Raw genomic sequence first — 20,926 nt, 5'->3', positions numbered from 1 at the left:
TGATCTCCGATGCCTGCTCCAGCTTCAAGCACCGTAGCGCCCTGAATATTTAATCCCAAACTGGCAAGATGTTCTTGCCTTCTCTGGTTGTGGCGTTGGTAATGGTAAGAAAGAAAACAATCCTTTGGAGAAGGGTTAAGTCCAAAAGCTTTTTTTATAATTCTCTTGACCGTGTTCATAATATTCACTCAGTTCATCGATCAAAATGCGCCGCCACGAGCGTGGCCCACGGCCTCGACCAATGCGCCCGGCCTTTCATAAATTCATCCCAAACGGTCTCGACCGCTTTCCGGTCGAACATTTTCCCCTCAAGGCTTCCCGCTTGCAATTCGTCCGCCTGCTTTCGCATCCAAGGGTCAAACAGAGAAGACCGCCGCCGTTGACATTCGGGGTTCTTCACCTTACAATGAAAACCAAAGGAGATCCTATTCATGTCCAAAACAGCCGCCTCTCCCAAAAAAAACGGCGAGACCGGGACCTTTGCGAGGATCGTTCGTGATAAGAGCATCATGCACGGCCAACCGACCATCAAGGGCACGCGTATCCCCGTCTCTCTGATCTTTGATTACCTGGCCGACGGCTACTCGATCAAAGACATCCTCGACCGGTTTCCCCATCTCACACCGGAAGATATCAACGAAGCTCTCCGCTACGGCTCGAACGCTCTTCAACGATAAGGCCCCGGCGTGCGTTTTTTGATCGACGAGTGTGTCTCGCCCACAACCGTCCAAATGCTCCGAAACCTGGGCCACGACGTTGTGGATATTAAAGAACTGAACCGTTTCGGAATTCAAGATTCCGAAATCTATCGCACCGCCTGTCGGGAAAAGCGGGTCATCTTCACGACCGACAAAGGCTTTCGCGCGTTTAACCCGGCTCGTTGCGGCGGGATCATTATCTCCACGATCCGGCCCAATACTCCGCTGCGATACGAACCCCGCCTTAAACATCTTCTGACCGCCACCCGCCTCGATGAGTTGACCGGCGCACTGATCCTCCTCGAAGAGAAGCGGCACCGATTTATTAAACGTTAGCATCGAATAGATTCTCACCCGATCGAAATGCGCCGCGACGACCATCGCCCACGGTCTCGACCAATGCGTTCCGCCCGCGACGGACAGGCGCTATCCCTTGCGTTTTTCATTCTTCTCCACAAACCGTCTCCACCGCTCGCGCTTCTCCTCGCTCACAAAGCGGTCGATGAAGGCCGCGGCCTCCTCCAGCCAGCGCAGCTTCGCTTCGGCGGACGCGTCCTTGAACTGCCGGAGAGCCTCGCGCGAGAGACGATGGGCAAACGGCTTCCCCCCGCCGGCGGTCCGGCCGCCTTGATTGATGTCAGTCATCCTCGATCGCCTCCAGGGCCTCGATGTCGGCCAGGTCCTGCGGCCGTCCCGAGATCCGTTTCAACGCTTTCAGATGCTCGACCGACACCGTCGGAATCCGTATTCCGGCCGCCTCGAACGCTTTCCTTCCTTCGCGGGCTTCCGAATAGGGAATCGGCTCGTCGATGAACACGTCGACCAATTGCATCGGCTTCGCCGGGTTATAAAAGCTGAGGACCCGCATCCCCTTTTCGGTCCGCCACCGGCGCCTCCGAGCCGCGTCGGCCAAATCCTCGGCCTTCACGGGAACCTTGGGCTTGTATCCAAGCTCCTTCATGGCCGCGACAAATTTCAGAACGTTGGCCTCCTCGAGCCTCACGAAGAGGTCGAGGTCGCCCGTCAAACGGACGACGCCGTGCAGGACCAAGGCCACGCCGCCCACCACCACGTAGTCAATCTTCTTTTCGGCAAGCGCTCGGAAGACATCTTCGTACAACATGGGCTAATCGTTCCTTCGCGTCATGAAGGTTTGACTCGTCACCAGCGCCCACGGCCTCGACCAATGCGCCCGGCCCTTCTTGAATTCATCCCAAACGCACTCCACGGCCCGCCGGTCGAAAATTTTCTGCTCGAGGCTTCTCGCTTGCAACTCGTCCGCCCGCTCTTTCATCCACTCCCCGAACGGAAAGGTGAATCCCATCTTGGGACGCTTCCAGACTTCCCGGGGAAGGTCCGCGCCGAGCGCTTTGACGAGAAGCGGCTTGTTGACGCCTCTCCGGAGCTTCACCCTGTCGGGAAGGCCCGCCACGTATTCCACCAGCCGGTGATCCAGAAACGGCACGCGGGTCTCGATGGAATGGGCCATGCTCATGATGTCGATGTCCTTGAGCAATTGGTTCTGGAGATAATGGCCGAACTCGAAGAGGGCGAAGGAAGCGAGAAGCGATGTGGGCGTCGGAGGCTTGAGGGTGGAGGTTGGAGGCTGAGAAAGGTACGGCCCCAGCTCCGCTTCGCTTATCCCAAGCAGATCCTGAATCCGGCGCGGGGCGAAGAGGCCGCGGAAGAGGAGGTACAGGTTCCCGTCGGACGGCGCGTCCAGATAAGTCAGTTTCTCCCGTCCGGAGGCCTTCGACGGCAGCCCGGCGCGGATCGCCGCGCGGATCAACGTTCTCCGCGCACGGAGCGGAAGGACGCCAAGAAAGCGGCGCGTCCGCTCCAGCGTCGCGGTCTTCCTGAAATGGTCGTAGCCGAGAAAGACCTCGTCGCCTCCCGTCCCGGAGAGCACGACGGTCAGTCCGGCTTCCTTGGCGGCCTTCGACACGAAGTAGGTGTTGACGCCGTCGATGGTCGGCTGGTCCATCGCGTCGAAGATCCGGGGGAGCTCGCCGTGAAAGTCCCCGGCGCGAAGCCGCACTTCCCGGTGGTCCGTCCCGTATCGCTCCGCGACGAGACGGGCGTAGCCGGCCTCGTCGTAGTCCCGTTCGTCGAAAACGACCGAGAGCGTGGCGAGCGGCCGGTAATGGAAGCGCGCGGCCAGCGCGGCGATCGAGGACGAATCGATCCCGCCGCTTAAAAACAGCCCGAGCGGCACGTCGCCGACGAGGTGACGGCGGACGGAATCTTCGAGAAGCGAGCGGGTGGTCGAGATCGGAACGTTCGAAGGCTGGAGGTTGGAGGCCGGAGGACGGCGAAGATGCGTGGAAAGAACCCAGTACGGTTTCAGCTCCTCGCGGTCGTCGGCGACCGCGAGGTAATGTCCGGCCGGAACGGACAGGACATCCTTGACCGTCGTCAGCGGCGCCGGCACGGACCCGAGCTGAAGGAAGCGGACCAGGGCCTCGACGTTCTTCTCGTCCGGGACCATCCGGCTTTTCATGAGGGCCCGGACTTCGGAGGCGAAGATCAGCCGCTCGCGATCGCGATGATAATAAAGCGGCTTGATCCCGAAACGGTCTCTGGCTAAAAAGAGGCGTGAGGCGTGAGGTTGGAGGTTGGAGGCTTCGTAGAGCGCGAAGGCGAACATGCCGCGGAGCCGCGCGAGCAGGCCGTCGATGCCCCACTGCGCGTAGCCGTGGACCAGCGCCTCCGTGTCCGTTTTCGAGCGGAACAGATGCCCGCGGTTCATCAATTCATCCCGGAGCTCCTGAAAATTATAGATCTCGCCGTTGTAGGTCACCCAGACGCTTCCGCGGCCCCGCCCGCACTCGACGCAGATCTCGTTCGACATCGGCTGGCGGCCGGCGTCGGAGCGGTCGATGATCGAAAGCCGCCGGTGCCCGAGGACGACCCGTTCGTCGCGGAACAGCCCCTCCCCGTCCGGCCCGCGGCGGATCTGGGCGTTCATCATCCGCCGGACGGCCGCGAGGTCTTCGGCCGCCGTGGGACTACCGAATTTTAGAATACCGGCTATTCCGCACATTACGTCTTCTTCAGCCTCTCCTCAATCTCGGCCGCCATCCCGTCCTGCCGGTTCTCGCGAAGCCGCCGGGCCAGTTGAAGCGCCCGGTCCGCCCGGCCGGTCGCGGCGAACCACAGCCCGACGTAGTGCTGATAGAGCGGGTTCGTGGGGTCCAGCGTCAGGACCCGTTCGAACTCCTCCGTCGCGGCGTCCGCCTCCCCCGTCTGCGCGCGGATCCAGCCCAGGTTCAGGCGAGGCTCGGCCATCGTGGGGCCCAGCGCGGCGGCGCGCTCGAACTCGGAGCGGGCCGCCGGAAGGACCGACGCGTCGCCCCCCGCATAGAGCCGCTCGTAAAGCCCGCCCAGGGCCATGTGGTACAGCGGATGGGACGGGTCCCAGCCGATCGCCCGGCGGTAATCCTCCGCGGCCGGATCGAGCTTTCCCGCCTTCTCCAGCTCCAAACCGCAACGGTATTTCCGGTCGGCCGCCAGCGCGGCCGTCGTCTGCTCGATCAAGAGGCCGACCGCGAGCAGCCCCGCGACGGCCGCGGCCGGGCGCCGCCCTCGGGACGCCGGCGCGGTCGCCGGCTCCGGGCGCTCCGGCCGGGCGAGATTCCAGGCCAGCCCCGACAGGACCGCGAACAGCGCCGCGTTGGCCGGGATATGGAAATTAAAATCGCTCAGCCCGTGGATCAGGATCGCGGCCATCCCGGTCGCGACGCCCAGCAGCAGGGCCCTCGCCCGGGGGTTCCGGCGCGCGCGCCCGCCGGCGAGGAGAAAGCCTCCGAGGAACCCGAGCGTCCCGAGGCCCAGGCCGAAGCCCACCGTCCCCGTCTCGGCCAGCAGCTGGACGTAGTCGTTGTGCGCGTGCTCGTAGAAGACCGGGTCCGGGACGGTCTTGTATTCCGGGAAGACCGCCCCGAAGGTCCCGGGGCCGGATCCCATGTAAGGATGGTCCTCCGCGATCTTCACGGCGTCCTTCCAGACCGCGACCCGTCCCGTCATCGACCGGTCGTCGGGAAGATCCATGAGGGTCCGGTAGCGGTCGATGAGCGGCCCCAGGCCGAACCAGGCGAGCGAGATCAAAAGCAGCGCGGCCAGCGCCACCGGCAGCAGGGCCCACCGCTTCGCGGTCCGGCCGAGCCCGAGAACCGCTCCGATCAGGACGAGCGCCGCGATGAAGCTCACGATCCCGGCCCGGGACAGGCTTAAGACGAGCGAGGCCGACATCACCAGCGTCATGAACAACAGGAGGACGAAGCGGTTCGACCGCTCGTGGGTCAGCCGGTCGACGAAGCGCCGCCAGGCCGTGTCGCCCATCGCCGGCGCGCCCGCGAACTCCGAGACGGTATAGCCGACCGCGAGAGGGATCAGCATCTCCATGTAGCCGGCGAAGTGGTTCCGGTTGACGAAGGGGCCGGTGGGCGAGCCGCCCGCAGCCACCGTCCGGAGCCAATAGATTTTCCCGTTCCAGGCGTACTTCTGGAGGATGGCGAACAGCGCGACGCCGAAGCCGGTCACGATCAAGGCCAGGGTCAGCCGCCTTATCTCGCTTTCGGTCCGGACGGTCGAGACGACCAGCGCGAAGAGCGCGACGTAGGCCGACCCGAGAACCAGCGCGCCGCGCGTGCCGCGGGGGTAGAGCGAGGTCGGCGCGGCCAGCTGGACCAGCGCCCAGCCCGCGAACAACGCGAGCAGGACCGCGACCGGCCCGGGCAGCCCCGCCGTCGTATTCCGTCCGAAGCCGTACCCGACCAACCGGAGCCCGGCCAGGCCGAAGACGGCCAATTCCACGACCGACCGGGCCCAGACCTCGACCGAGCCGAAGGCCAGCGGCGCGAAGACAAGCAACGCGATGATTCCGAATTGGATAACGAGAGCCATGCCCGCCTCAAACCTCCACCCTCAGTCCCCTAACCATTTTCTCCGGCGTCTCAAAAACCATCGCCCGCGCCGCCGCGGCGCCCACCAGCGCCTCCGCCCGACGGACGGCGCGCGAAAGGATCGGCGGCCGCGTTATTGTATTGTGCGCGTCCGTCGCGATCAGGTGCGCGCGGCCCTCCTTCAGGAACCGCTCCGCGGCGGCCTGCGCGCGCGACCCGAACCCGCCCGTGAGGCTCATCGCCGTGATCTGGACGAGACAGCCCATCCGGACGAAGGGCTCCAGTTTTTCCGGCCGCCGCTGGAGCTCCGTGTTCCGCTCGGGATGGGTGATCACCGGCACCCGCCCCCGGCCGCGAAGGGCCTCGACGAGCCGCTCGCTCCCCGGCGGAACGAGATCGTGCGGGAACTCGAACAGGAAATACGGCGTGTCCCGGTTGATGCAAAGGCAGCGGCCGTCCCCGTCGAGCAGCTCCGGCGTCATCCGGACATCCGCGCCCGGGATGATCCGGATCGGGATGCCTTCCTCGACCAGCCGCTCGCCGAAGGCCTCCGCGGCCGCCGCGATCCGCTCCGGGGGGTTGTCGTAAACCCCGGGCGTGATGTGGGACGAGGCCACGAGGGTGTCGATCCCGTCCGCCGCGGCGATGCGGGCCATCGCCAGCGCCTCCTCCATCGTCCGGGCGCCGTCGTCGAGGCCGGGCAGGATGTGGCAGTGGATGTCGATCATGGCTCAAAACAGGATGAGGGATTAGGGGGTATGGGGCAGGCCGCTTAATCCCCTTTCCCCTTTAATCCTTTACCCTTTTTTCATCCTTTCCGTAATACCGGCTGTACGAATCGTAATGGTAGCCGTCCTTCTTCAGGTCCACGTCGTTGAGCACGACGCCCAGCAGCCTGGCCTTGGCGTCGGCCAGCCGCCTCCGGGCCTCGATCGCGAGCCGCTTCGTGGTGCGGGACTCCTTCACCACCAGCACCACGCCGTCGCAGAGGGTCGCGAGCAGCGTGGCGTCCGTCACCGGGACCAGCGGCGGGGAGTCGATCACGATCCGGTCGAACTTCCGGCCCAGCTCGCCGATCAGGTCCCGCATCCGCTGCGAGCCCAGCAGCTCGGCCGGGTTCGGCGGGATCGGTCCGGAGGTCAGCACGCTCAACAACGGGATCGGGGTCTGCCGGATCGCGGCCTCGGGCGTGGTCCCGCCCACCAGGACCGGACCGAGGCCCTTGGCGTTGCCGTCCCACGTTTCGTCGGCCTTCTCGCGGCGGGCCTTCGGACGATCCTGGGCGAAAATCTGGTGGATCCTCGGCTTGCGGAGATCGGCGTCGATCAGGAGCGTCGGGCTTCCGGCCTGGGCCATCGCGATCGCCAGGTTCACGGCGGTCGTGGTCTTGCCCTCGACCGGGCCGGGGCTGGTGACCAGCACCGTCTTCGGCGGCCGCTCGGCGGAGGAGAGCAGAACGCCGGTCCGGATCGTCCGGTAGGCCTCGGCGTGGGGGGACTTCGGCTCGGCGGACAGGATCGTCTCGATCGGATGGACCGCTTTCTTCCGCCCGGCCGACGGCACGATCCCCAAAAGGGGCGCGGCGATCACCCGCTCGATGTCCTCGGGCCCCTTGATCGTGTTGTCGAGGTACTCGAAAAAGAAGGCCAGCCCGGCCCCCATCGCCAGCCCGACGATGACGGCCAGCAGCAGGTTCATGCCCTTTCTCGGCCGGATCGGGATCTGGGTCGCCTGGGCCGGATCCACCACCTGGATGTTGCTCCGGGGGAGATTCTCGGTCAGGTCCGTCTCCTTCAGCCGCTTGAGCAGGACCTCGAAGAGCTGGCGGTTGGCGTCCATCTCGCGTTTCAAAAGGAGGTACTGCGGCGACTCCTCGATCTTGACCGCGCCCACGAGCCGTTTGATTTCGCGCTCCAGCTTGTCCTGAAGCGTCGCGAGCTGCGACTGGATCTGGATCATCTGGGGATGCTTCGGGCCGTACTTTTTCGACAGCTCCGACTGCTTCGCGGTCAGCTGGATCTCCTCCGTCCGGAGCTCCTGGATAAACTTGTTGTTGACCACCTCCGGACGGGACTCCATCTCCTTCATGGCCTCGGAAGACCCGGCCTTGGACTCGACCTGGGCCGTGATCTGGTTCGGGATGCTTTCCTTGAACTTCTCGAAGGCCTCCTCCGATTCCTGAACCTTCGTCTGCATCTCGTCCACGCGCTTGCGGAGCCAGTCGCTGGCCTGCTGGGCCGCCTTGAGCTTGAGCTCCATGTTGTAATTGATGTACTCATCGGCCAGCGTGTTGGCGACCAGGGCCGCGAGGCGGGGGTCCTTTGCATCATACTCGACCTTGACGAGCCGGCTGTTCCGGATGGGGCTGACCGTCAGCCGGGCGAGGAAGGCGTTCAACAGCCGCCGGCTCCCGATCTCGGCATCCGCCGGATCTCCCGAGGCCCCGGCGGCGCTCCGGAACTCCGGGTTGCCGTCCAGATGCAGCCGGCCGATCACCCGCCGCGCGAGCGTCTCGCTCTTCAGGATTTCGTACTGCGTCTGGTAGTAGTCGGTCGCGGTGGCGTCGATCGCGAGCACCTCCTGGATCGAGACCACGTTGGGATTCTCCCGTTCGATCAGGATCTGAACGGTGGACCGGTAGACCGGACGGGCCGTGAAGGTGCCCACCGCCACGACGCTGACCAGGATCACGAAGAAGGCGATCACGGTCCAGCGCCGCTTGTAGAGGACGCGGAGGTAATCGCGCAGATGGACTTCGGGTTCTTGGATCATGTTCGCCTCATCGATCGGGCGCAATAAATTGCGCCCCTACATCGGGCAGGCACGGGGGCCTGCCTCTACGTTAAAAAAAACTTTCGGGGACGACGATCACGTCTTCCGGCAGGATCGAATCCTCCATCTTGACGCGGATCGTGTCCTCCTTCCCGTCCTTCTTCCGGATGATCTGCGTCCGGCCCGGCGCGGCCTTGTCCGTCAGCCCGCCGGCCAGCGTGATCGCCTTCAGGATCGTCATCTGATCGTCGTACAGATACGAGCCCGGCTTCTTGACCTCGCCGGTCACGTAGACCCACCGCTTCTCCGGAATCTGCAGAACGTCGTCGGGCCGGATGAGGTCGTGCAGCCCGACCTGGAGCGTGGTCTCCTGCGCGCCCTGCGCCTTCCGCGTGACCGTGATCTTTCCGTCGGCCGCCTTCTCGGTCAGTCCGCCGGCCAGGCTGATGGCCTTGATGGCGGTCATGCCCTCTTCGTAGGGGTAGGAGCCCGGCTTGTTGACCTCGCCGGTCACGTAGACCACGACGCGAAACTCCTCCACGAAGATGCCGACGTGGGGATCGATGATGTAGCCGTTCGCCAGCAGGGCCGTGATCTTCCGCTCGAGCTGTTGGACCGTGAGGCCGGACACCGCGATTTCGCCCAGGAGCGGAAACGTGATCTTCCCGTCTTCGCTGACGCGGACCTTGGTTTCGAGGTCTTTGTGGTCGTACACGGTGATGTTGAGGACGTCGCGCGGCCCGAGGACATAGTCCTGGGACCACGCCGGGCCGGAGAGGACCAGCCCCGCGCCGATCAGCAGGGCGATGATCCGCCGAAACACGGCGGCGGTCTCGGAGGCCCTTCTACAGAACGGCCCCGACGCTGAAGGTGTACAGGTTGTCCACATATCCAAAATCACGAAAGACCGAACGACGGTCGGAATGATCGTATCCGAGCCCCAGATTCAGCCAGGTCCGGGGACGGTACTCGAAGCGGGCGCCCGTGTCCCAGGTGTCGTCCAGCCGCGGCCGGGTCTGCCCCGGATCGGCGTCGGGATACTGGTCCCGACTGAACGCGGTCCGCAAGTTGAATGAAACCTTGGGATGAATCTGGTGGATCAGCTCCAGGCGGCCGCCGGTGGTCAGGTAGTACGGCTGGTTCACGATGTTGCTCTCCTGAACGTCCCGCACGCCGTCGAAGCGCAGCGAGGTGCGCGCGGTCAGTTCATGACTCAGGCCGACCGAGACGATGCCCCCCTTGAAATTGTCGAGGTCGGACTCCTTGAAGTTCTTATGGGTATAGCCGACCTTCACCGTCCCCTGCGACCGCGAGGTGACGTCCCAGGTCAGACCGAGATAGCCGCGCTGGACCCGGTTGTCGACCGAGAATAAGTCGGCGTTGAAGCGGTCGAAACTCACGGCGGTATAATCGTACTCCAGCAGCGCGGACGTTTTCGGCATAAACTTGTAATAAATCGTTCCGCCGACGGTGTTGTCCGTCCGGTCCCGGAATCCGTTCCGGGCGTCGTCCACATAGTTCAGTTTCAAATTCGTGTAATCGACGGCCATCCGCAGCCTCGGTCCGACCTCCATCCCAAGTTCGCCCCCCGCCGTGTTCCGATGGTAGAAATCGATCAGGATGTTCTGGGCATAGCCGGGAGCGTCATGGCCGTCGGTCCAGTCTTCATTCATCCGGAGCGAAAGCCCGACGGGGAGATGGATCGCCAGATGGCTCTGCACGTCGTTGTCGCTGTAGTTCTCGGTCTTAAACGTGTTGTACCGTCCAAAGTCTCCCCGATATTCGGCATCAAACCGGTTGTTCCCCAAAAAGGGAAGCGCGACCTGGAGCCCCGGGCTGAAGACGCTAAACTCGTCCTTCCCGTCCTTCGTCGCGCCGGGGGTCGAATCCTGGGGGTCCTGACAGAGCTTCTGCTTTGTCCGGCAAACGTTGTCATCATAAGATTCGGAAATCTGAAAGCCCGGATGAAGCTCAAGCGGACCCAGTTGCAGGTTCCCGACCGCCGACGCCGGCGGGGACCATCCCATCAGTACCATAAAACCCAGAATAAGAACGATCAAAACCCCCGCGGGGAACGCCACGGGGAACGGATAAAAGGACATACGGGCCCTCCTTTGGAGAATGATCATGGGGCAAGAAATGGAGGTGGTGCATGGAGTCTGATTTAGCCTCGTTTTACTTACGGATTCAAGGGACTGGACGACCCTGAACTGTTTCCGACCTCACTGAGGGATGGAAGGCTTTCCAGGATTTTTCGGACCGAGTCAAATTCATTGCGTTTTTTATCATATTGAACCCTCGTTGTCAATAAAAATTTCCGTCGAAGAACGGCGCGATCTCCGTTGGAACAAGACCCGGATTACTGCGGCGCTTGACAAGACCTTTCGATTCGGGTAGTATGGTCTACAAATGTAGACCCAATGAAACGACGGCATGAAACCGCGATGCTAAATACGGACCCGCCGCGCGAGCGCGGCGAGCGGGCGCTGACCCGACGACAGGAACGCGTGCTCGCGTTTATCAAGGACAGCTGCGAGAAAAACGGCTTCCCGCCCACCGTGCGGGAAATCGCCCGGCATCTCCGTCTGCGGGGACCCAAAGGCGCGCAGAAACATCTGGCCGCCCTGGAGGGCAAGGGCTACATCCGCCGCCGATCGAGACTGTCCCGCGCGATGGAGGTGGTCGGGTGGTCCGGGGAAAGCGCCTCCCCGACCGTCGTCGTGCCGCTGGTGGGCCGGGTCCGGGCCGGCGCCCCCCTGCTGGCGACGGAAGAGGCGGAACAGCACCTCCGGCTGGACCGGAGCCTCGCGCCGCCCGGATCGTTTGTGCTCCGGGTCACGGGCGACAGCATGATCGAGGCCGGCATCCATTCGGGCGACTTGGCCGTGGTGCGGCCCCATCCCCAGCCGCGCAACGGAGAAATCGTGGTCGCGCTCGTAAACGACGAGGCCACGGTCAAACGGTTTTACAAGGACCGCCACGCGATCCGGCTGGAGCCGGCGAACGCCCGGATGAACGCGATCGTGGTGAAACCGGACCAGGAAGAGGTTCGCGTGCTCGGCAAGGTCGTGGCGATTATACGAAAATTGTGAAGGAAGGGGAAATCATGATCACCGAGATCGGAGAATCCGTAACCGTGGGCGTGGTATTTGATCCCGAGAAGACCGTCGTTCCGAAATGGTTCGTCTGGAACAACCGCAAATACAGCGTGGAACGGGTGACCTTCGCATGGAAAGTCCGGGACGGACAGCGGGTTTTCCATCACTTCGCAGTGACGGACGGGGCGAACCTTTATGACTTGACCTACGACGCCGCGGCCCTTTCCTGGAGGTTGATGACCGTGAGCCCGATGTGATGCGCGTAGGAACACGGCGCCCGCGTGCACCGTGTTGAACATGAACGACCGTAGGGGCGTAGCATGCTACGCCCCTACAAGCGATATGATCGAGGAGACGTCATGGACACAATCCAAAAACTCGCGATCCTAGGGGAAGGCGCCGCGCAAGAGCATGAGCTCTCGGCCGGCCAGTCCGTCCCCGGCTGCTTTACCCCGCAAGGCATCACGGCGCCGGACGGCCGCGATCAACGCCACCGGAACCCCGTGAGGAAGGGGCCCGAACGCTTCCTGCCTGCCGGACAGGCAGGTCTTCCCGGCGGCATTCATGTCAGCCCGGTGGGGGGCGGGAAGACCGTCCGACTGCTCAAGGTTCTCCAGACGAACATCTGCGAGTTCGACTGCTTTTACTGCGAGCACCGGGCGAGCCGCGACGTGCCCCGCACCTACGTTTCCCCGGAAGAGCTGGCCCGGACTTTTATGATGCTCCACCGGAAACGGTTCGTGGACGGGCTGTTTCTCTCCTCCGGCATCACGCGGAAGATCGATACGATGCAGGAGCGGATGGTCCAGACGGCCGAGATTCTTCGAAAACGATATGAGTTCAAGGGATACATTCATCTGAAGATCCTGCCGGGGGCCGGCCCCGCGGCAGTGGAACAAACCCTGCGCCTGGCCAGCCGCGTCTCCCTCAATCTCGAGGCCCCGACGCCCCAGCATCTCGCACGGCTCTCGGCCAAAAAAAGTTTCCTGGACGATATGCTCACCCGAATGGTCTGGGTCAAGCGGCTCAAGCAGGAATATCCCGGCCTGATCCCGGCCGGCCAGATCACTCAGTTTGTGGTGGGCGCGGCCGGCGAGACCGATCAGGACCTGCTCTCCGCCACCGATCGGCTCTACGGGGAAATCGGTCTGCGTCGGGCTTATTTCAGCGCCTTCAGTCCGATTCCGGATACCCCGCTCGATCATCTTCCGCCCGCCCCGCTTCTGCGGCAGCACCGGCTGTATCAGGCCGACTGGCTGATGCGCTTTTACGGTTTTTCGGTCTCGGAGCTGGTGTTTGACGGCCGCGGCCATCTGCCCATGGCCGTCGATCCGAAGCTGGCCTGGGCGACGGGCCATCCCGAGTTCTTCCCCTTGGAGGTTATGAAGGTCGAATACGAGCGGCTGCTGCGCGTGCCGGGGATCGGTCCGATCTCGGCCAAACGAATCGCGGAGCTGCGCCCTTCTTCGGTCATCACCGATGCCCGGCACTTGACCCGACTGGGCGTCGTGATGAAGCGCGCCGCGCCATATTTGCTCCTCCACGGCCGGCCCCTGATCCCGGCATCGCCCCGGATCAAGCCCGCGCAGCTTGATCTCTGGTCGCCGGAGAATCTATGAGACCCGAACCCGATTTGACCCGGCCGGGGTATTCGGGTAGACTTTCCGAAACCCGGCACGGATATGATTAAGAGAGGTTCCCCGGATTAATCTTCGGAGCACGCGGCGTTGGGACGGATGGAGCCGCCGAAGGACAGAGCCCGCCGATACGACCGGATGAATCTCGTTTGAATTAGATTCGGTGATGGATGGCTTCCTGCGTTTACTGTCATAAAGCCAAAGGCAAACGATCCTGCCCGGCGTTAGGAGGCTTGATCTGTCCGCGCTGCTGCGGAGAGCACCGGTTGACCCGGATCGCGTGCCCTTCGGACTGCGTCTACCTCGCGACGCACGAGGGCTATCAGCGCGTACGGACGGCCCAGACCTTTTCCGCCGAACGGGTCCGCGTTTTCCAGGCGCTGAAGGATCAAAGGACGGTCACGCTCCTTTCCGTGATGGAGGTCGTGATCTTCAAGCAGTTTGCCCCGCGCGGCACGGCAACGGACGCCGAGGCGATCTCCGGAATGGAAGACCTCCGGAGACGGCTAAGCCCCCTGGCCCTCCCTGAATCGGCCCGGTCGCCCTTCGGCGAAGCGCTTTGGAAGGAAATGGAACCCTTGGTCAAGGAAATCGGCGCACAAACATCCGTCGAAGCGGTCGACGCCTACCTGAAGATGGCCCGGTCGTTCTTGGACGGGCGGCTCCAGTCGCACCAGTTCCTGCGGGGCCTCTTGGGATTCATCGAACAATTCCATCCCGAGGTGGCCGAAGCGATCCGAAAGGAGGCCGCCCCGAGCCGGATCCTCCTCCCGTGAAGTAAAGATCCGCGCGAGGCCCTATCTATCATGACGGACCGCACCCTCCTGCATGTCGACATGGACGCCTTTTTCGCCTCGGTCGAACAGCGGGTCCATCCCGCCCTCCGGGGCAAACCGATCGCGGTCTGCGGCGCCAACGCCCGCACCGTCGTGCTGACGGCCTCGTACGAGGCCCGGGCCTACGGCGTCAAGACCGGCATGACGCTCCCGGAGGCCCGGGCGCTCTGCCCGGCGCTGATCGTGGTGCCGAGCGATCACGAACGCTACACCGACGTCAGCCGGCGGCTCTTGACGATTTTCCTTCACTACACTCCTCTGGTGGAAGTCTTCTCCGTGGACGAGGCCTTTCTGGACATCACCGGCTCGTTGATCCTTTTCGGGGGGGCCGAGGCCATCGCGTCGGCCGTCAAACGCCGGATCCGGCGGGAAATGCAGCTCACGGCGTCGGTGGGAATCGCGCCCAACAAAACGCTGGCCAAACTGGGAAGCGGCCTTAAAAAACCCGACGGATTGGTCCGGATCGACCCGAAAGACGTACCGATCCTGCTCGAAGACCTCCCCGTGAAGGCGCTCTGCGGAATCGGCCCCAATCTGGACCGGGCCTTGGCCGACATGGAGATCCGGACCTGCGGCCAGTTGGGAAGGGCTCCCGTTGAACGGTTGATCGGCCGCTTCGGAATCATCGGTTACTCCCTGAAGGCCATGGGCCTGGGACAAGATGACCGTCCGGTCGTCCCGAGCGGGGAAGAACCGGAAGCCAAGTCGATCGGCCACAGTATGACGCTGCCGCGCGATCTCCGCCGGGCGGGCGAGATCGAACGCCCCCTGATCGAGCTCGCCGAGATGGTCGGCCGGCGCGCGCGTCGGAACCGTTACCGGGGAAACGTCGTGACGCTGACGCTTCGATATGCGGACTTTCAAACGTTCAGCCGCCGGCGCCGGCTCAAATCGTTTTTGAACGACGGGTTGGAAATCTTTCTTGCGGCGCGACGGATCCTTGGGACCGTCCGGTTGGAGCAGGCGGTCCGTTTGGTCGGCGTCGGCCTGTCCGGATTGATCCCGGATACAGGACAGCTTCCGTTGTTTGAAACAGAACGGCGGCGCAACCGACTGCTCGCGACGATGGATGGAATCAACGATCGGTACGGCGAGCGGACCGTCCGCTGGGGCACATTGATCGCCGGCCATCCTCACAAGGCCGTGATCTCTCCCGCCTGGAGGCCAAAGGGCGTGCGGGAATATCATTGAACCCTCGACGCGAATCCCCACGATAGCAATTCCGGAATTGATCCGGCGCATTATAATATGTTATAACGGGTGCGTGGCGATGCAGATTAAAGCTTTCGGCCAATCGGATGTCGGACGCGTACGCTCATCGAACGAAGATGCTTGGGCCGTTATTCAGGACCTCCAGTTCTTCATCGTGGCCGACGGCATGGGCGGCCATGCCGCGGGGGAGATCGCAAGTCACATGGCGGTCGACATCATGCATGAGTTCATGCGGACAAGCGTCCAATCCTCCGAAGTGACCTGGCCGGCCGATATCGACCGAAACCTCCCCTTGCCGGTCCGACGGCTGGTGGCGGCCGGGCACTTGGCCAATGAGAAAATCTTTCAGTCCAGCCGGGCCAATCCGAAGCTGAACGGAATGGGAACCACCATGGTCGCCGTTCTGGTCGACCAGGACACCGCGTATGTCGCCCACGTCGGCGACAGCCGGGCTTACCTGTTTCGGAACGGCCGGGTCGACCGATTGACGGAGGACCATTCGCTGATTAACGACTACATCCAACAAGGACTGCTCAAAATCGACGAAGCCAATCAACACCCGTTGAAGCACGTGATCACGCGGGCGCTCGGCAGCAGCATGAAAGTCGAGGTGGACGTAAAGTCCGTGCCGCTCATGGAAGGCGACGCTCTTCTCCTTTGTTCGGACGGTCTGAGCAATCTTTTGACCGATGAAGAATTGCGCATGAACGGTCCCGAACTCCTTGCGAAACCTCAGGCCGCCTGTCAACGGTTGATCGATCTGGCCAACCATAAAGGAGGGGATGATAATGTAACCGTTGTGTTAATTACCGGAAGCCGCCCGGATACCGCCCGACCCCATTCCTGAAGTCCCCTTCCCCGCGGGAAACCGCCCCTCGTTTAAAAACACCCATTCACGATTGATTTCAGTTCCTTGTCAGAAACCCGAAAAGGTTGTAAAATTATTAAGGTTAATCGAGTCTTAATTGAAGGAAATGGCATGAAAACCGTCCTGATCGTGGATGACGAAACCTCTGTGGCCGAATCCCTCAAGATCGCGCTTAAGCCGGTCTATCGTTTTATCTGGGCCCCGAACGGGGAAGAGGCCCTCAAACTTTTCCACCGCAACCAGATCCATTTGATCCTTCTGGATATAGCTCTTCCGGACATGGACGGCTTAACCTTATTGAAGATGTTTCGCGAAGTCGAGCCTTCTCTTCCCATTGTCATGCTCACCGCAACCCGAACGGTGAAAACGGCCGTGGAATCCATGAAATTGGGTGCAACGGATTACATCAACAAGCCTTTCGATATCGAAGAACTCCGGTTGACCATCGACAAAGCCGTCACGGCTCACGAATTGGAACGGGAGGTACAATACCTCCGGTCGGAAGTAGGCAAGAAGTACAGTTTCGATAATCTCGTCGGCAAGAGCCGGGCCATGCGCGAGGTTTTTCTGAAAATCGAACAAGTGACGGATACCAAGACGACGGTCCTCATTACCGGAGAGAGCGGCACCGGAAAGGAGATGGTGGCCCGTGCGCTTCACTACAACAGCTCCCGACGGGTCAAGCCGTTCGTGGCGTTGAACTGCGCCTCGATCCCGGACAGCCTGATTGAGAGCGAGCTTTTCGGCCATGAAAAAGGCGCCTTTACGGACGCCTCGGTCCGGAAAATGGGGCAGTTTGAAGCGGCGAACGGCGGAACGTTGTTCTTGGACGAGATCGCCGAGCTCAGTCCGGCGACCCAGGCCAAGCTGCTCCGTGTACTCCAGTCGAAGGAGTTCACCCGGGTCGGCGGAACGGAAACGATCGAAGTGGACCTGCGCCTGATCACTGCGACCAACAAGGATCTGGAAGAAGCCATACGCCGCAAGACTTTTCGAGAAGACCTTTATTACCGGATCAACGTCCTCCCCATCCACCTGCCTCCCCTGCGCGACCGGAAGGAAGACATTCCGCCTTTGGCCAATCATTTCCTGGCCAAGAAAGCGAATGAAGATGGCCGGACCGTAAAAACGCTGAATAAAGAAGCGCTGATCTACTTGATGCGATACGACTGGCCTGGAAATGTGCGAGAACTCGAGAACGTCATCGAACAAGCCGTTACCCTATCGGCGGGCCCGACGATCGGGCCGGGCGATTTGCCCGTGCAGGTCCAAACCCGACGGAGAACGAATACGCTGAAGGACAAAGCCATGGGCGGTCAGGTCTCTCTCTCGGACGCCGTCAAATCGTTCGAGCGCGAAATCATTGAGTCGGCCCTCCGAAAAACCAATTATATCCAGACCCGGACTGCTCGTCTTCTGGGAATTACACGAAGAGTTTTAAAATATAAAATGGATGCCCTCGGAATCACCCTTACCGGTCATACATCATTTTCTTCAGCAAAGACCTCTTCCCACCGTGAGAAAACGGGATAAAGTACGTCATTTAACACACAAGAATAGACGGGAATGCACAAAATGGAACAATGGATCTAAATTATCTATCCCATTGATTCCATTAATCTGTGTTATGAAGCCAAGAAGGACCGATCAAATATGTACATCGACCGTCGTGTCGCCGGCTTAATGACAATCGCATCAATGATGACCACTCCGTGTTTCCCTTGGAAAACCATGAGGTTCTCAAAATTCATAAAACCTTCACCCATGTCTCCTTCACGGCATAGGAGTTGCTATATTTAGAGTGAGAAACACTTTCAACCAATCATGCTGAATGCGGCTAGCCCCGCCAGTGGAGGTACCAATGGAATCGCGACACAGTATCTTGATCGTTGACGATGAGGCAGGGCCGCGTGAAGCCTTAAATATGATTCTGAAGCCCTTCTATGGGGTATACAACGCAGAAAACGGTCACCAGGCCTTGGAAATGCTACGAAAAGCGGATGTGGACCTGGTAATTCTGGACCTCAAGATGCCGGGCTTTCAAGGAACCGACATCCTCCGGGAGATCAAAAAGGAAAAGACCCGTGTGGAAGTGGTCATTTTGACCGGATACGGCAGCTTGAAAACGGCGGTGGACGCCATCCGTCATGGAGCCGCCGACTATCTTTTAAAACCGTTTAATGTCACCGAGATCATTTCCGTTATCAACCGGATTCTGGCCCAAAAGAAACAGCGGGACCACCTGACAAACTTCCTCAGTGAACTGGGCGGATTGGTCGGGTACGACAGCACCATCGAGGAAGTGCGTCATTCGATCACCGAAAAACCCGAATTTTTAGAATCGTTGAGAGAAGTGTTCGATCGGGTTAAAGAACCCGGCGGTTCGTTTCCATCGGGGAACCACCTTGAATTTGTCAGGGTCCTGTCGGAAACCCTTGAAAGCAAGGATCCCTTTACCCATGGCCATTCCAGTCGCGTCAATTACTATTCCAACCTGTTGGCTCAAAAATTGGAGCTGAGTCAAGCCGAGCTGCGGGACCTCCAGGTCGGCGCCTATCTCCACGACATCGGCAAACTGGGTGTGGATTCTAAAATCATCTACAAGGAAGGTTCGTTCACGAGACAGGAACTGCTCTTGATGCGCCAGCATCCTGAAATTGGAGTGGAGCTGGTCAGCCCCATCGGACTCTCGCACCGCGTCATCTCGATCATCCGCCATCACCATGAATTTTACAATGGGACGGGTTATCCGGACGGTCTGAAAGGAGAGACCATCCCTATCCTGACGAGGATTGTATCCACTTCGGAGTCCTTTGATGCCATGGTGACGGACCGACCCTACCGCAAGGCCCTTCCGATCAGTGATATCGTGGCCGAGCTGAAGCGATACGCGGGCGTGCAGTTTGATCCTTACCTGGTCCAACTCCTGTTGGAAATTATCGAGGAAAAAGGGGAGGACATCCTCCCGAAGCGTTTTCAAATGATCGGGCTTCAAGACTCGGCGAGCGAGTAGCGCTTTGCTTTAGAAAGGACTCCAGATGGGAAACACAGCGACCATTTTGATGGTTTGTCTCGTACTCGGTTATCTGATCATCGAAAAAGTCTTCGTCACGCCTCCGAAATTTCTTCCGTTCTATATCCTTCTTTCGGCCATCATGGTGATGATGACGATCTGAAGGTTTTGGGCGTTCGGAAAATACCCGTGAGAGAACCCGTTATTGCGCCGCGAGGTTAAGCATTTCCCGGGCGTGTTTAAAGGCCGTCGGGGTCAGTTCGCGTCCCCCGAGCATCCGCGCGATTTCCTCGACGCGGTCCTCCTTCTCCAACCGTTTGACCTTGGTCACCGTACGCCCGTTCGATAACGATTTCTCGACCGTGAAGTGAACCGCGGCCTGGCTCGCGATCTGGGGAAGGTGGGTAATGCATAAAACTTGGCGATGCCGGGCCAACGCTTTCAAACGCTGACCCACGACCTCGGCCACGCCGCCGCCGATTCCCGCGTCGACCTCGTCAAAAATCAGGGTCGGCACGCGATCGACGGCGGCGAGGATGGATTTCAAGGACAGCATCATCCTGGACAATTCCCCGCCGGAAGCGATCCGGGCCAACGGTTTGGCTTCCTCTCCGGGGTTGGGTGTCACAAGAAACTCGACCCCTTCCGCTCCGGTCGATCCGAGCGCTTCCGTCCCATCCCGTGACCCCATCCGGATCTTAAACTTCGTTCGGCCCATTTTCAGCTGAGCGAGTTCCTTTTCAACTTTTTTTTCCAGCGAACGCGCAGCGAGGGAGCGTTCTTGGGTCAGTCGTTTGGCCATTTCCGCGCATTTCGCACGCCCCTCTTCCAAGGCTCCCGCGAGAGACTTGACGCGTTCATCGTGCGTGGAAAGAGCGGCCAGCTCTTCCTCGGCTTTCCGCCGAAACTCCAAAAGGCCTTCAATCGTCGGGCCGTATTTCTTTTTGAGCGAGACGATCAAATGCAGCCGTTCTTCAATCTGCTCCAGTCGTTTTGGATCGTATTCGATGCCCTCCTTGTAATCCCGTAAACGTCCCGCGACTTCCCGGAGTTGGGCCGAGGCCTCGGAACAGAACGCCGAAACATCCTTCATCCGCTCATCGGTACGGGCCAGCTCATCCACCGAGGATTCGACCCGCGCGAGCTGGGTCATGATCGCGCCGTCCGCCGCATAAAGATCCTGATAGGCTTGGTCCGCCAGCATCGCCAGGCGTTCGGCATTGGCCAAGACGCTGCGCTCCCGCTCCAGACCGGCATCCTCCCCCGCAAAAAGGCCGGCCGTTTCGATCTCGCGCGCTTGGAAGCGGAGGAAGTCCTCGCGTCGGGAACGCTCTTGCTCCTGGGCTCCCAGCTCCGAGAGCTCCGACCGGACCGCTTGAAAAGCGAGGTAGCGGCGATGATAGTCTTCGCGAAGACGCAGGAGTTGGCCGAAGGCGTCGAGAAGATACAACTGCTGTTCCGGTTTAAGGAGCGATTGGTGCTCGTGCTGGCCGTGAATGTCCACCAGCAGATTGCCTACCTGCTGAAGCTGCCCGAGGGTCACGAGGCCGCCGTTGACCTGGGCGCGGCTTTTTCCGGAACGCGAGATGACGCGACGGATGATGAGGTCTTCATCCGCATTGCCGGAGAGACCCATTTCCACCAGTTGCGCGGCCACCGGACCGTCTCTTGAAACGTCAAAGGCCGCCTCCAGGACGGCCTCGTCGCAATCGGTGCGGATCTGCTCGGAGGACGCGCGGCCTCCCAACAGGAGATCCACGGCGTCCACCACGATGGACTTCCCCGACCCGGTTTCCCCGGTCAGGACATTGAGCTGTTCATGAAACCGAATTTCGAGACGATCAATAATGGCAAAGTTTTGAATGCGCAGCTCGCGCAGCATGGAACT

At 61.1% G+C, this 20,926-nt stretch carries 22 protein-coding genes; 11 read left to right on the top strand and 11 right to left on the bottom strand.

What is annotated here, in order from left to right; translation table 11 throughout:
• Together VLY20_10135 and VLY20_10130 are read right to left on the bottom strand one after the other, a co-directional pair.
• Nucleotides 1-179: SAM-dependent methyltransferase (locus VLY20_10135; GenBank protein ID HUK57003.1), on the bottom strand; the 179-nt coding region annotated here is incomplete at its 3' end.
• A gap of 14 nt (nucleotides 180-193) precedes the next feature.
• A complete protein-coding gene (locus tag VLY20_10130; GenBank protein HUK57002.1) occupies nucleotides 194-349 on the bottom strand; it encodes a hypothetical protein in 156 nt (51 codons plus the stop codon).
• Nucleotides 350-431: 82 nt separating this feature from the next.
• Between VLY20_10130 and VLY20_10125 the strand changes: the two genes are divergently transcribed.
• Nucleotides 432-677 carry a DUF433 domain-containing protein gene (locus tag VLY20_10125; GenBank protein HUK57001.1) on the top strand — a complete coding sequence of 82 codons (246 nt, stop codon included), beginning with the start codon at nucleotides 432-434 and terminating at the stop codon, nucleotides 675-677.
• A 9-nt stretch (nucleotides 678-686) separates the two neighbouring features.
• Nucleotides 687-1,034, top strand: a complete 348-nt coding sequence (locus tag VLY20_10120) for a DUF5615 family PIN-like protein (GenBank protein ID HUK57000.1) — start codon at nucleotides 687-689, stop codon at nucleotides 1,032-1,034.
• Nucleotides 1,035-1,124: 90 nt separating this feature from the next.
• Here the strand turns inward: VLY20_10120 and VLY20_10115 are convergent, their stop codons facing one another.
• From VLY20_10115 to VLY20_10080, 8 genes are all read right to left on the bottom strand, one after another.
• Nucleotides 1,125-1,343: a hypothetical protein gene (locus VLY20_10115; GenBank protein ID HUK56999.1), complete on the bottom strand. Its 219-nt coding sequence runs from the start codon at nucleotides 1,341-1,343 to the stop codon at nucleotides 1,125-1,127.
• Nucleotides 1,336-1,821, bottom strand: coding sequence for a nucleotidyl transferase AbiEii/AbiGii toxin family protein (locus VLY20_10110; protein ID HUK56998.1), 486 nt, complete (start codon nucleotides 1,819-1,821; stop codon nucleotides 1,336-1,338). Before VLY20_10110 ends, VLY20_10115 begins: the two co-directional genes overlap by 8 nt.
• A 3-nt stretch (nucleotides 1,822-1,824) precedes the next feature.
• Entirely contained in the window at nucleotides 1,825-3,741 is a 1,917-nt protein-coding gene (gene asnB, locus VLY20_10105) for an asparagine synthase (glutamine-hydrolyzing) (protein HUK56997.1), read from the bottom strand.
• Nucleotides 3,741-5,603: an O-antigen ligase family protein gene (locus VLY20_10100; protein ID HUK56996.1), complete on the bottom strand. Its 1,863-nt coding sequence runs from the start codon at nucleotides 5,601-5,603 to the stop codon at nucleotides 3,741-3,743. Before VLY20_10100 ends, asnB begins: the two co-directional genes overlap by 1 nt.
• Before the next feature lie 7 nt (nucleotides 5,604-5,610).
• Complete coding sequence (locus tag VLY20_10095) at nucleotides 5,611-6,330, bottom strand: CpsB/CapC family capsule biosynthesis tyrosine phosphatase (protein HUK56995.1); 720 nt, start codon at nucleotides 6,328-6,330, stop codon at nucleotides 5,611-5,613.
• A gap of 61 nt (nucleotides 6,331-6,391) precedes the next feature.
• Entirely contained in the window at nucleotides 6,392-8,374 is a 1,983-nt protein-coding gene (locus VLY20_10090; protein ID HUK56994.1) for a polysaccharide biosynthesis tyrosine autokinase, read from the bottom strand.
• Nucleotides 8,375-8,444: 70 nt separating this feature from the next.
• A complete protein-coding gene (locus tag VLY20_10085; protein HUK56993.1) occupies nucleotides 8,445-9,197 on the bottom strand; it encodes a polysaccharide biosynthesis/export family protein in 753 nt (250 codons plus the stop codon).
• 22 nt (nucleotides 9,198-9,219) lie between these two features.
• Nucleotides 9,220-10,476: an outer membrane beta-barrel protein gene (locus VLY20_10080; protein HUK56992.1), complete on the bottom strand. Its 1,257-nt coding sequence runs from the start codon at nucleotides 10,474-10,476 to the stop codon at nucleotides 9,220-9,222.
• Between the two features lie 342 nt (nucleotides 10,477-10,818).
• On the opposite strand from VLY20_10080, the gene lexA reads away from it, so the two are divergent.
• The 9 genes from lexA (at nucleotide 10,819) to VLY20_10035 (ending at nucleotide 19,201) form a co-directional block, all read left to right on the top strand.
• The gene (lexA, locus tag VLY20_10075) at nucleotides 10,819-11,466 is read left to right on the top strand and encodes a transcriptional repressor LexA (protein ID HUK56991.1); all 648 of its coding nucleotides are present in this window, start codon (nucleotides 10,819-10,821) and stop codon (nucleotides 11,464-11,466) included.
• A gap of 14 nt (nucleotides 11,467-11,480) precedes the next feature.
• Nucleotides 11,481-11,729, top strand: a complete 249-nt coding sequence (locus VLY20_10070) for a hypothetical protein (protein ID HUK56990.1) — start codon at nucleotides 11,481-11,483, stop codon at nucleotides 11,727-11,729.
• A 102-nt stretch (nucleotides 11,730-11,831) separates the two neighbouring features.
• On the top strand, nucleotides 11,832-13,091 hold the full coding sequence (locus VLY20_10065) for a radical SAM protein (protein HUK56989.1): 1,260 nt from the start codon (nucleotides 11,832-11,834) through the stop codon (nucleotides 13,089-13,091).
• A 284-nt stretch (nucleotides 13,092-13,375) separates the two neighbouring features.
• Complete coding sequence (locus tag VLY20_10060; protein HUK56988.1) at nucleotides 13,376-13,885, top strand: hypothetical protein; 510 nt, start codon at nucleotides 13,376-13,378, stop codon at nucleotides 13,883-13,885.
• A 30-nt stretch (nucleotides 13,886-13,915) separates the two neighbouring features.
• Complete coding sequence (gene dinB, locus VLY20_10055; GenBank protein ID HUK56987.1) at nucleotides 13,916-15,136, top strand: DNA polymerase IV; 1,221 nt, start codon at nucleotides 13,916-13,918, stop codon at nucleotides 15,134-15,136.
• 79 nt (nucleotides 15,137-15,215) lie between these two features.
• A complete protein-coding gene (locus VLY20_10050; GenBank protein HUK56986.1) occupies nucleotides 15,216-16,004 on the top strand; it encodes a Stp1/IreP family PP2C-type Ser/Thr phosphatase in 789 nt (262 codons plus the stop codon).
• 132 nt (nucleotides 16,005-16,136) lie between these two features.
• Nucleotides 16,137-17,558, top strand: a complete 1,422-nt coding sequence (locus VLY20_10045; protein ID HUK56985.1) for a sigma-54 dependent transcriptional regulator — start codon at nucleotides 16,137-16,139, stop codon at nucleotides 17,556-17,558.
• A 298-nt stretch (nucleotides 17,559-17,856) separates the two neighbouring features.
• Nucleotides 17,857-19,038 carry an HD domain-containing phosphohydrolase gene (locus VLY20_10040; protein HUK56984.1) on the top strand — a complete coding sequence of 394 codons (1,182 nt, stop codon included), beginning with the start codon at nucleotides 17,857-17,859 and terminating at the stop codon, nucleotides 19,036-19,038.
• 25 nt (nucleotides 19,039-19,063) lie between these two features.
• A complete protein-coding gene (locus tag VLY20_10035; GenBank protein ID HUK56983.1) occupies nucleotides 19,064-19,201 on the top strand; it encodes a hypothetical protein in 138 nt (45 codons plus the stop codon).
• Nucleotides 19,202-19,240: 39 nt separating this feature from the next.
• On the opposite strand, the gene recN is transcribed toward VLY20_10035, so the two are convergent.
• Complete coding sequence (recN, locus tag VLY20_10030) at nucleotides 19,241-20,920, bottom strand: DNA repair protein RecN (GenBank protein HUK56982.1); 1,680 nt, start codon at nucleotides 20,918-20,920, stop codon at nucleotides 19,241-19,243.
• Nucleotides 20,921-20,926: the final 6 nt, after the last annotated feature.

Source organism: Nitrospiria bacterium, from assembly GCA_035517655.1.
Classification (GTDB): Bacteria; Nitrospirota; Nitrospiria; order JACQBZ01; family JACQBZ01; genus JACQBZ01.
This window is presented reverse-complemented; position numbering and strand designations above follow the sequence as displayed.

What these genes read in the sequence shown, in the direction of transcription:
- VLY20_10130 (HUK57002.1), bottom strand. Translation starts at nt 349, where the DNA reads ATGCGAAAGCAGGCGGACGAATTGCAAGCGGGAAGCCTTGAGGGGAAA.
- VLY20_10125 (HUK57001.1), top strand. Translation starts at nt 432, where the DNA reads ATGTCCAAAACAGCCGCCTCTCCCAAAAAAAACGGCGAGACCGGGACC.
- VLY20_10115 (HUK56999.1), bottom strand. Translation starts at nt 1,343, where the DNA reads ATGACTGACATCAATCAAGGCGGCCGGACCGCCGGCGGGGGGAAGCCG.
- VLY20_10110 (HUK56998.1), bottom strand. Translation starts at nt 1,821, where the DNA reads ATGTTGTACGAAGATGTCTTCCGAGCGCTTGCCGAAAAGAAGATTGAC.
- asnB (HUK56997.1), bottom strand. Translation starts at nt 3,741, where the DNA reads ATGTGCGGAATAGCCGGTATTCTAAAATTCGGTAGTCCCACGGCGGCC.
- VLY20_10100 (HUK56996.1), bottom strand. Translation starts at nt 5,603, where the DNA reads ATGGCTCTCGTTATCCAATTCGGAATCATCGCGTTGCTTGTCTTCGCG.
- VLY20_10095 (HUK56995.1), bottom strand. Translation starts at nt 6,330, where the DNA reads ATGATCGACATCCACTGCCACATCCTGCCCGGCCTCGACGACGGCGCC.
- VLY20_10090 (HUK56994.1), bottom strand. Translation starts at nt 8,374, where the DNA reads ATGATCCAAGAACCCGAAGTCCATCTGCGCGATTACCTCCGCGTCCTC.
- VLY20_10080 (HUK56992.1), bottom strand. Translation starts at nt 10,476, where the DNA reads ATGTCCTTTTATCCGTTCCCCGTGGCGTTCCCCGCGGGGGTTTTGATC.
- lexA (HUK56991.1), top strand. Translation starts at nt 10,819, where the DNA reads ATGCTAAATACGGACCCGCCGCGCGAGCGCGGCGAGCGGGCGCTGACC.
- VLY20_10070 (HUK56990.1), top strand. Translation starts at nt 11,481, where the DNA reads ATGATCACCGAGATCGGAGAATCCGTAACCGTGGGCGTGGTATTTGAT.
- VLY20_10065 (HUK56989.1), top strand. Translation starts at nt 11,832, where the DNA reads ATGGACACAATCCAAAAACTCGCGATCCTAGGGGAAGGCGCCGCGCAA.
- dinB (HUK56987.1), top strand. Translation starts at nt 13,916, where the DNA reads ATGACGGACCGCACCCTCCTGCATGTCGACATGGACGCCTTTTTCGCC.
- VLY20_10050 (HUK56986.1), top strand. Translation starts at nt 15,216, where the DNA reads ATGCAGATTAAAGCTTTCGGCCAATCGGATGTCGGACGCGTACGCTCA.
- VLY20_10045 (HUK56985.1), top strand. Translation starts at nt 16,137, where the DNA reads ATGAAAACCGTCCTGATCGTGGATGACGAAACCTCTGTGGCCGAATCC.
- VLY20_10040 (HUK56984.1), top strand. Translation starts at nt 17,857, where the DNA reads ATGCGGCTAGCCCCGCCAGTGGAGGTACCAATGGAATCGCGACACAGT.
- VLY20_10035 (HUK56983.1), top strand. Translation starts at nt 19,064, where the DNA reads ATGGGAAACACAGCGACCATTTTGATGGTTTGTCTCGTACTCGGTTAT.
- recN (HUK56982.1), bottom strand. Translation starts at nt 20,920, where the DNA reads ATGCTGCGCGAGCTGCGCATTCAAAACTTTGCCATTATTGATCGTCTC.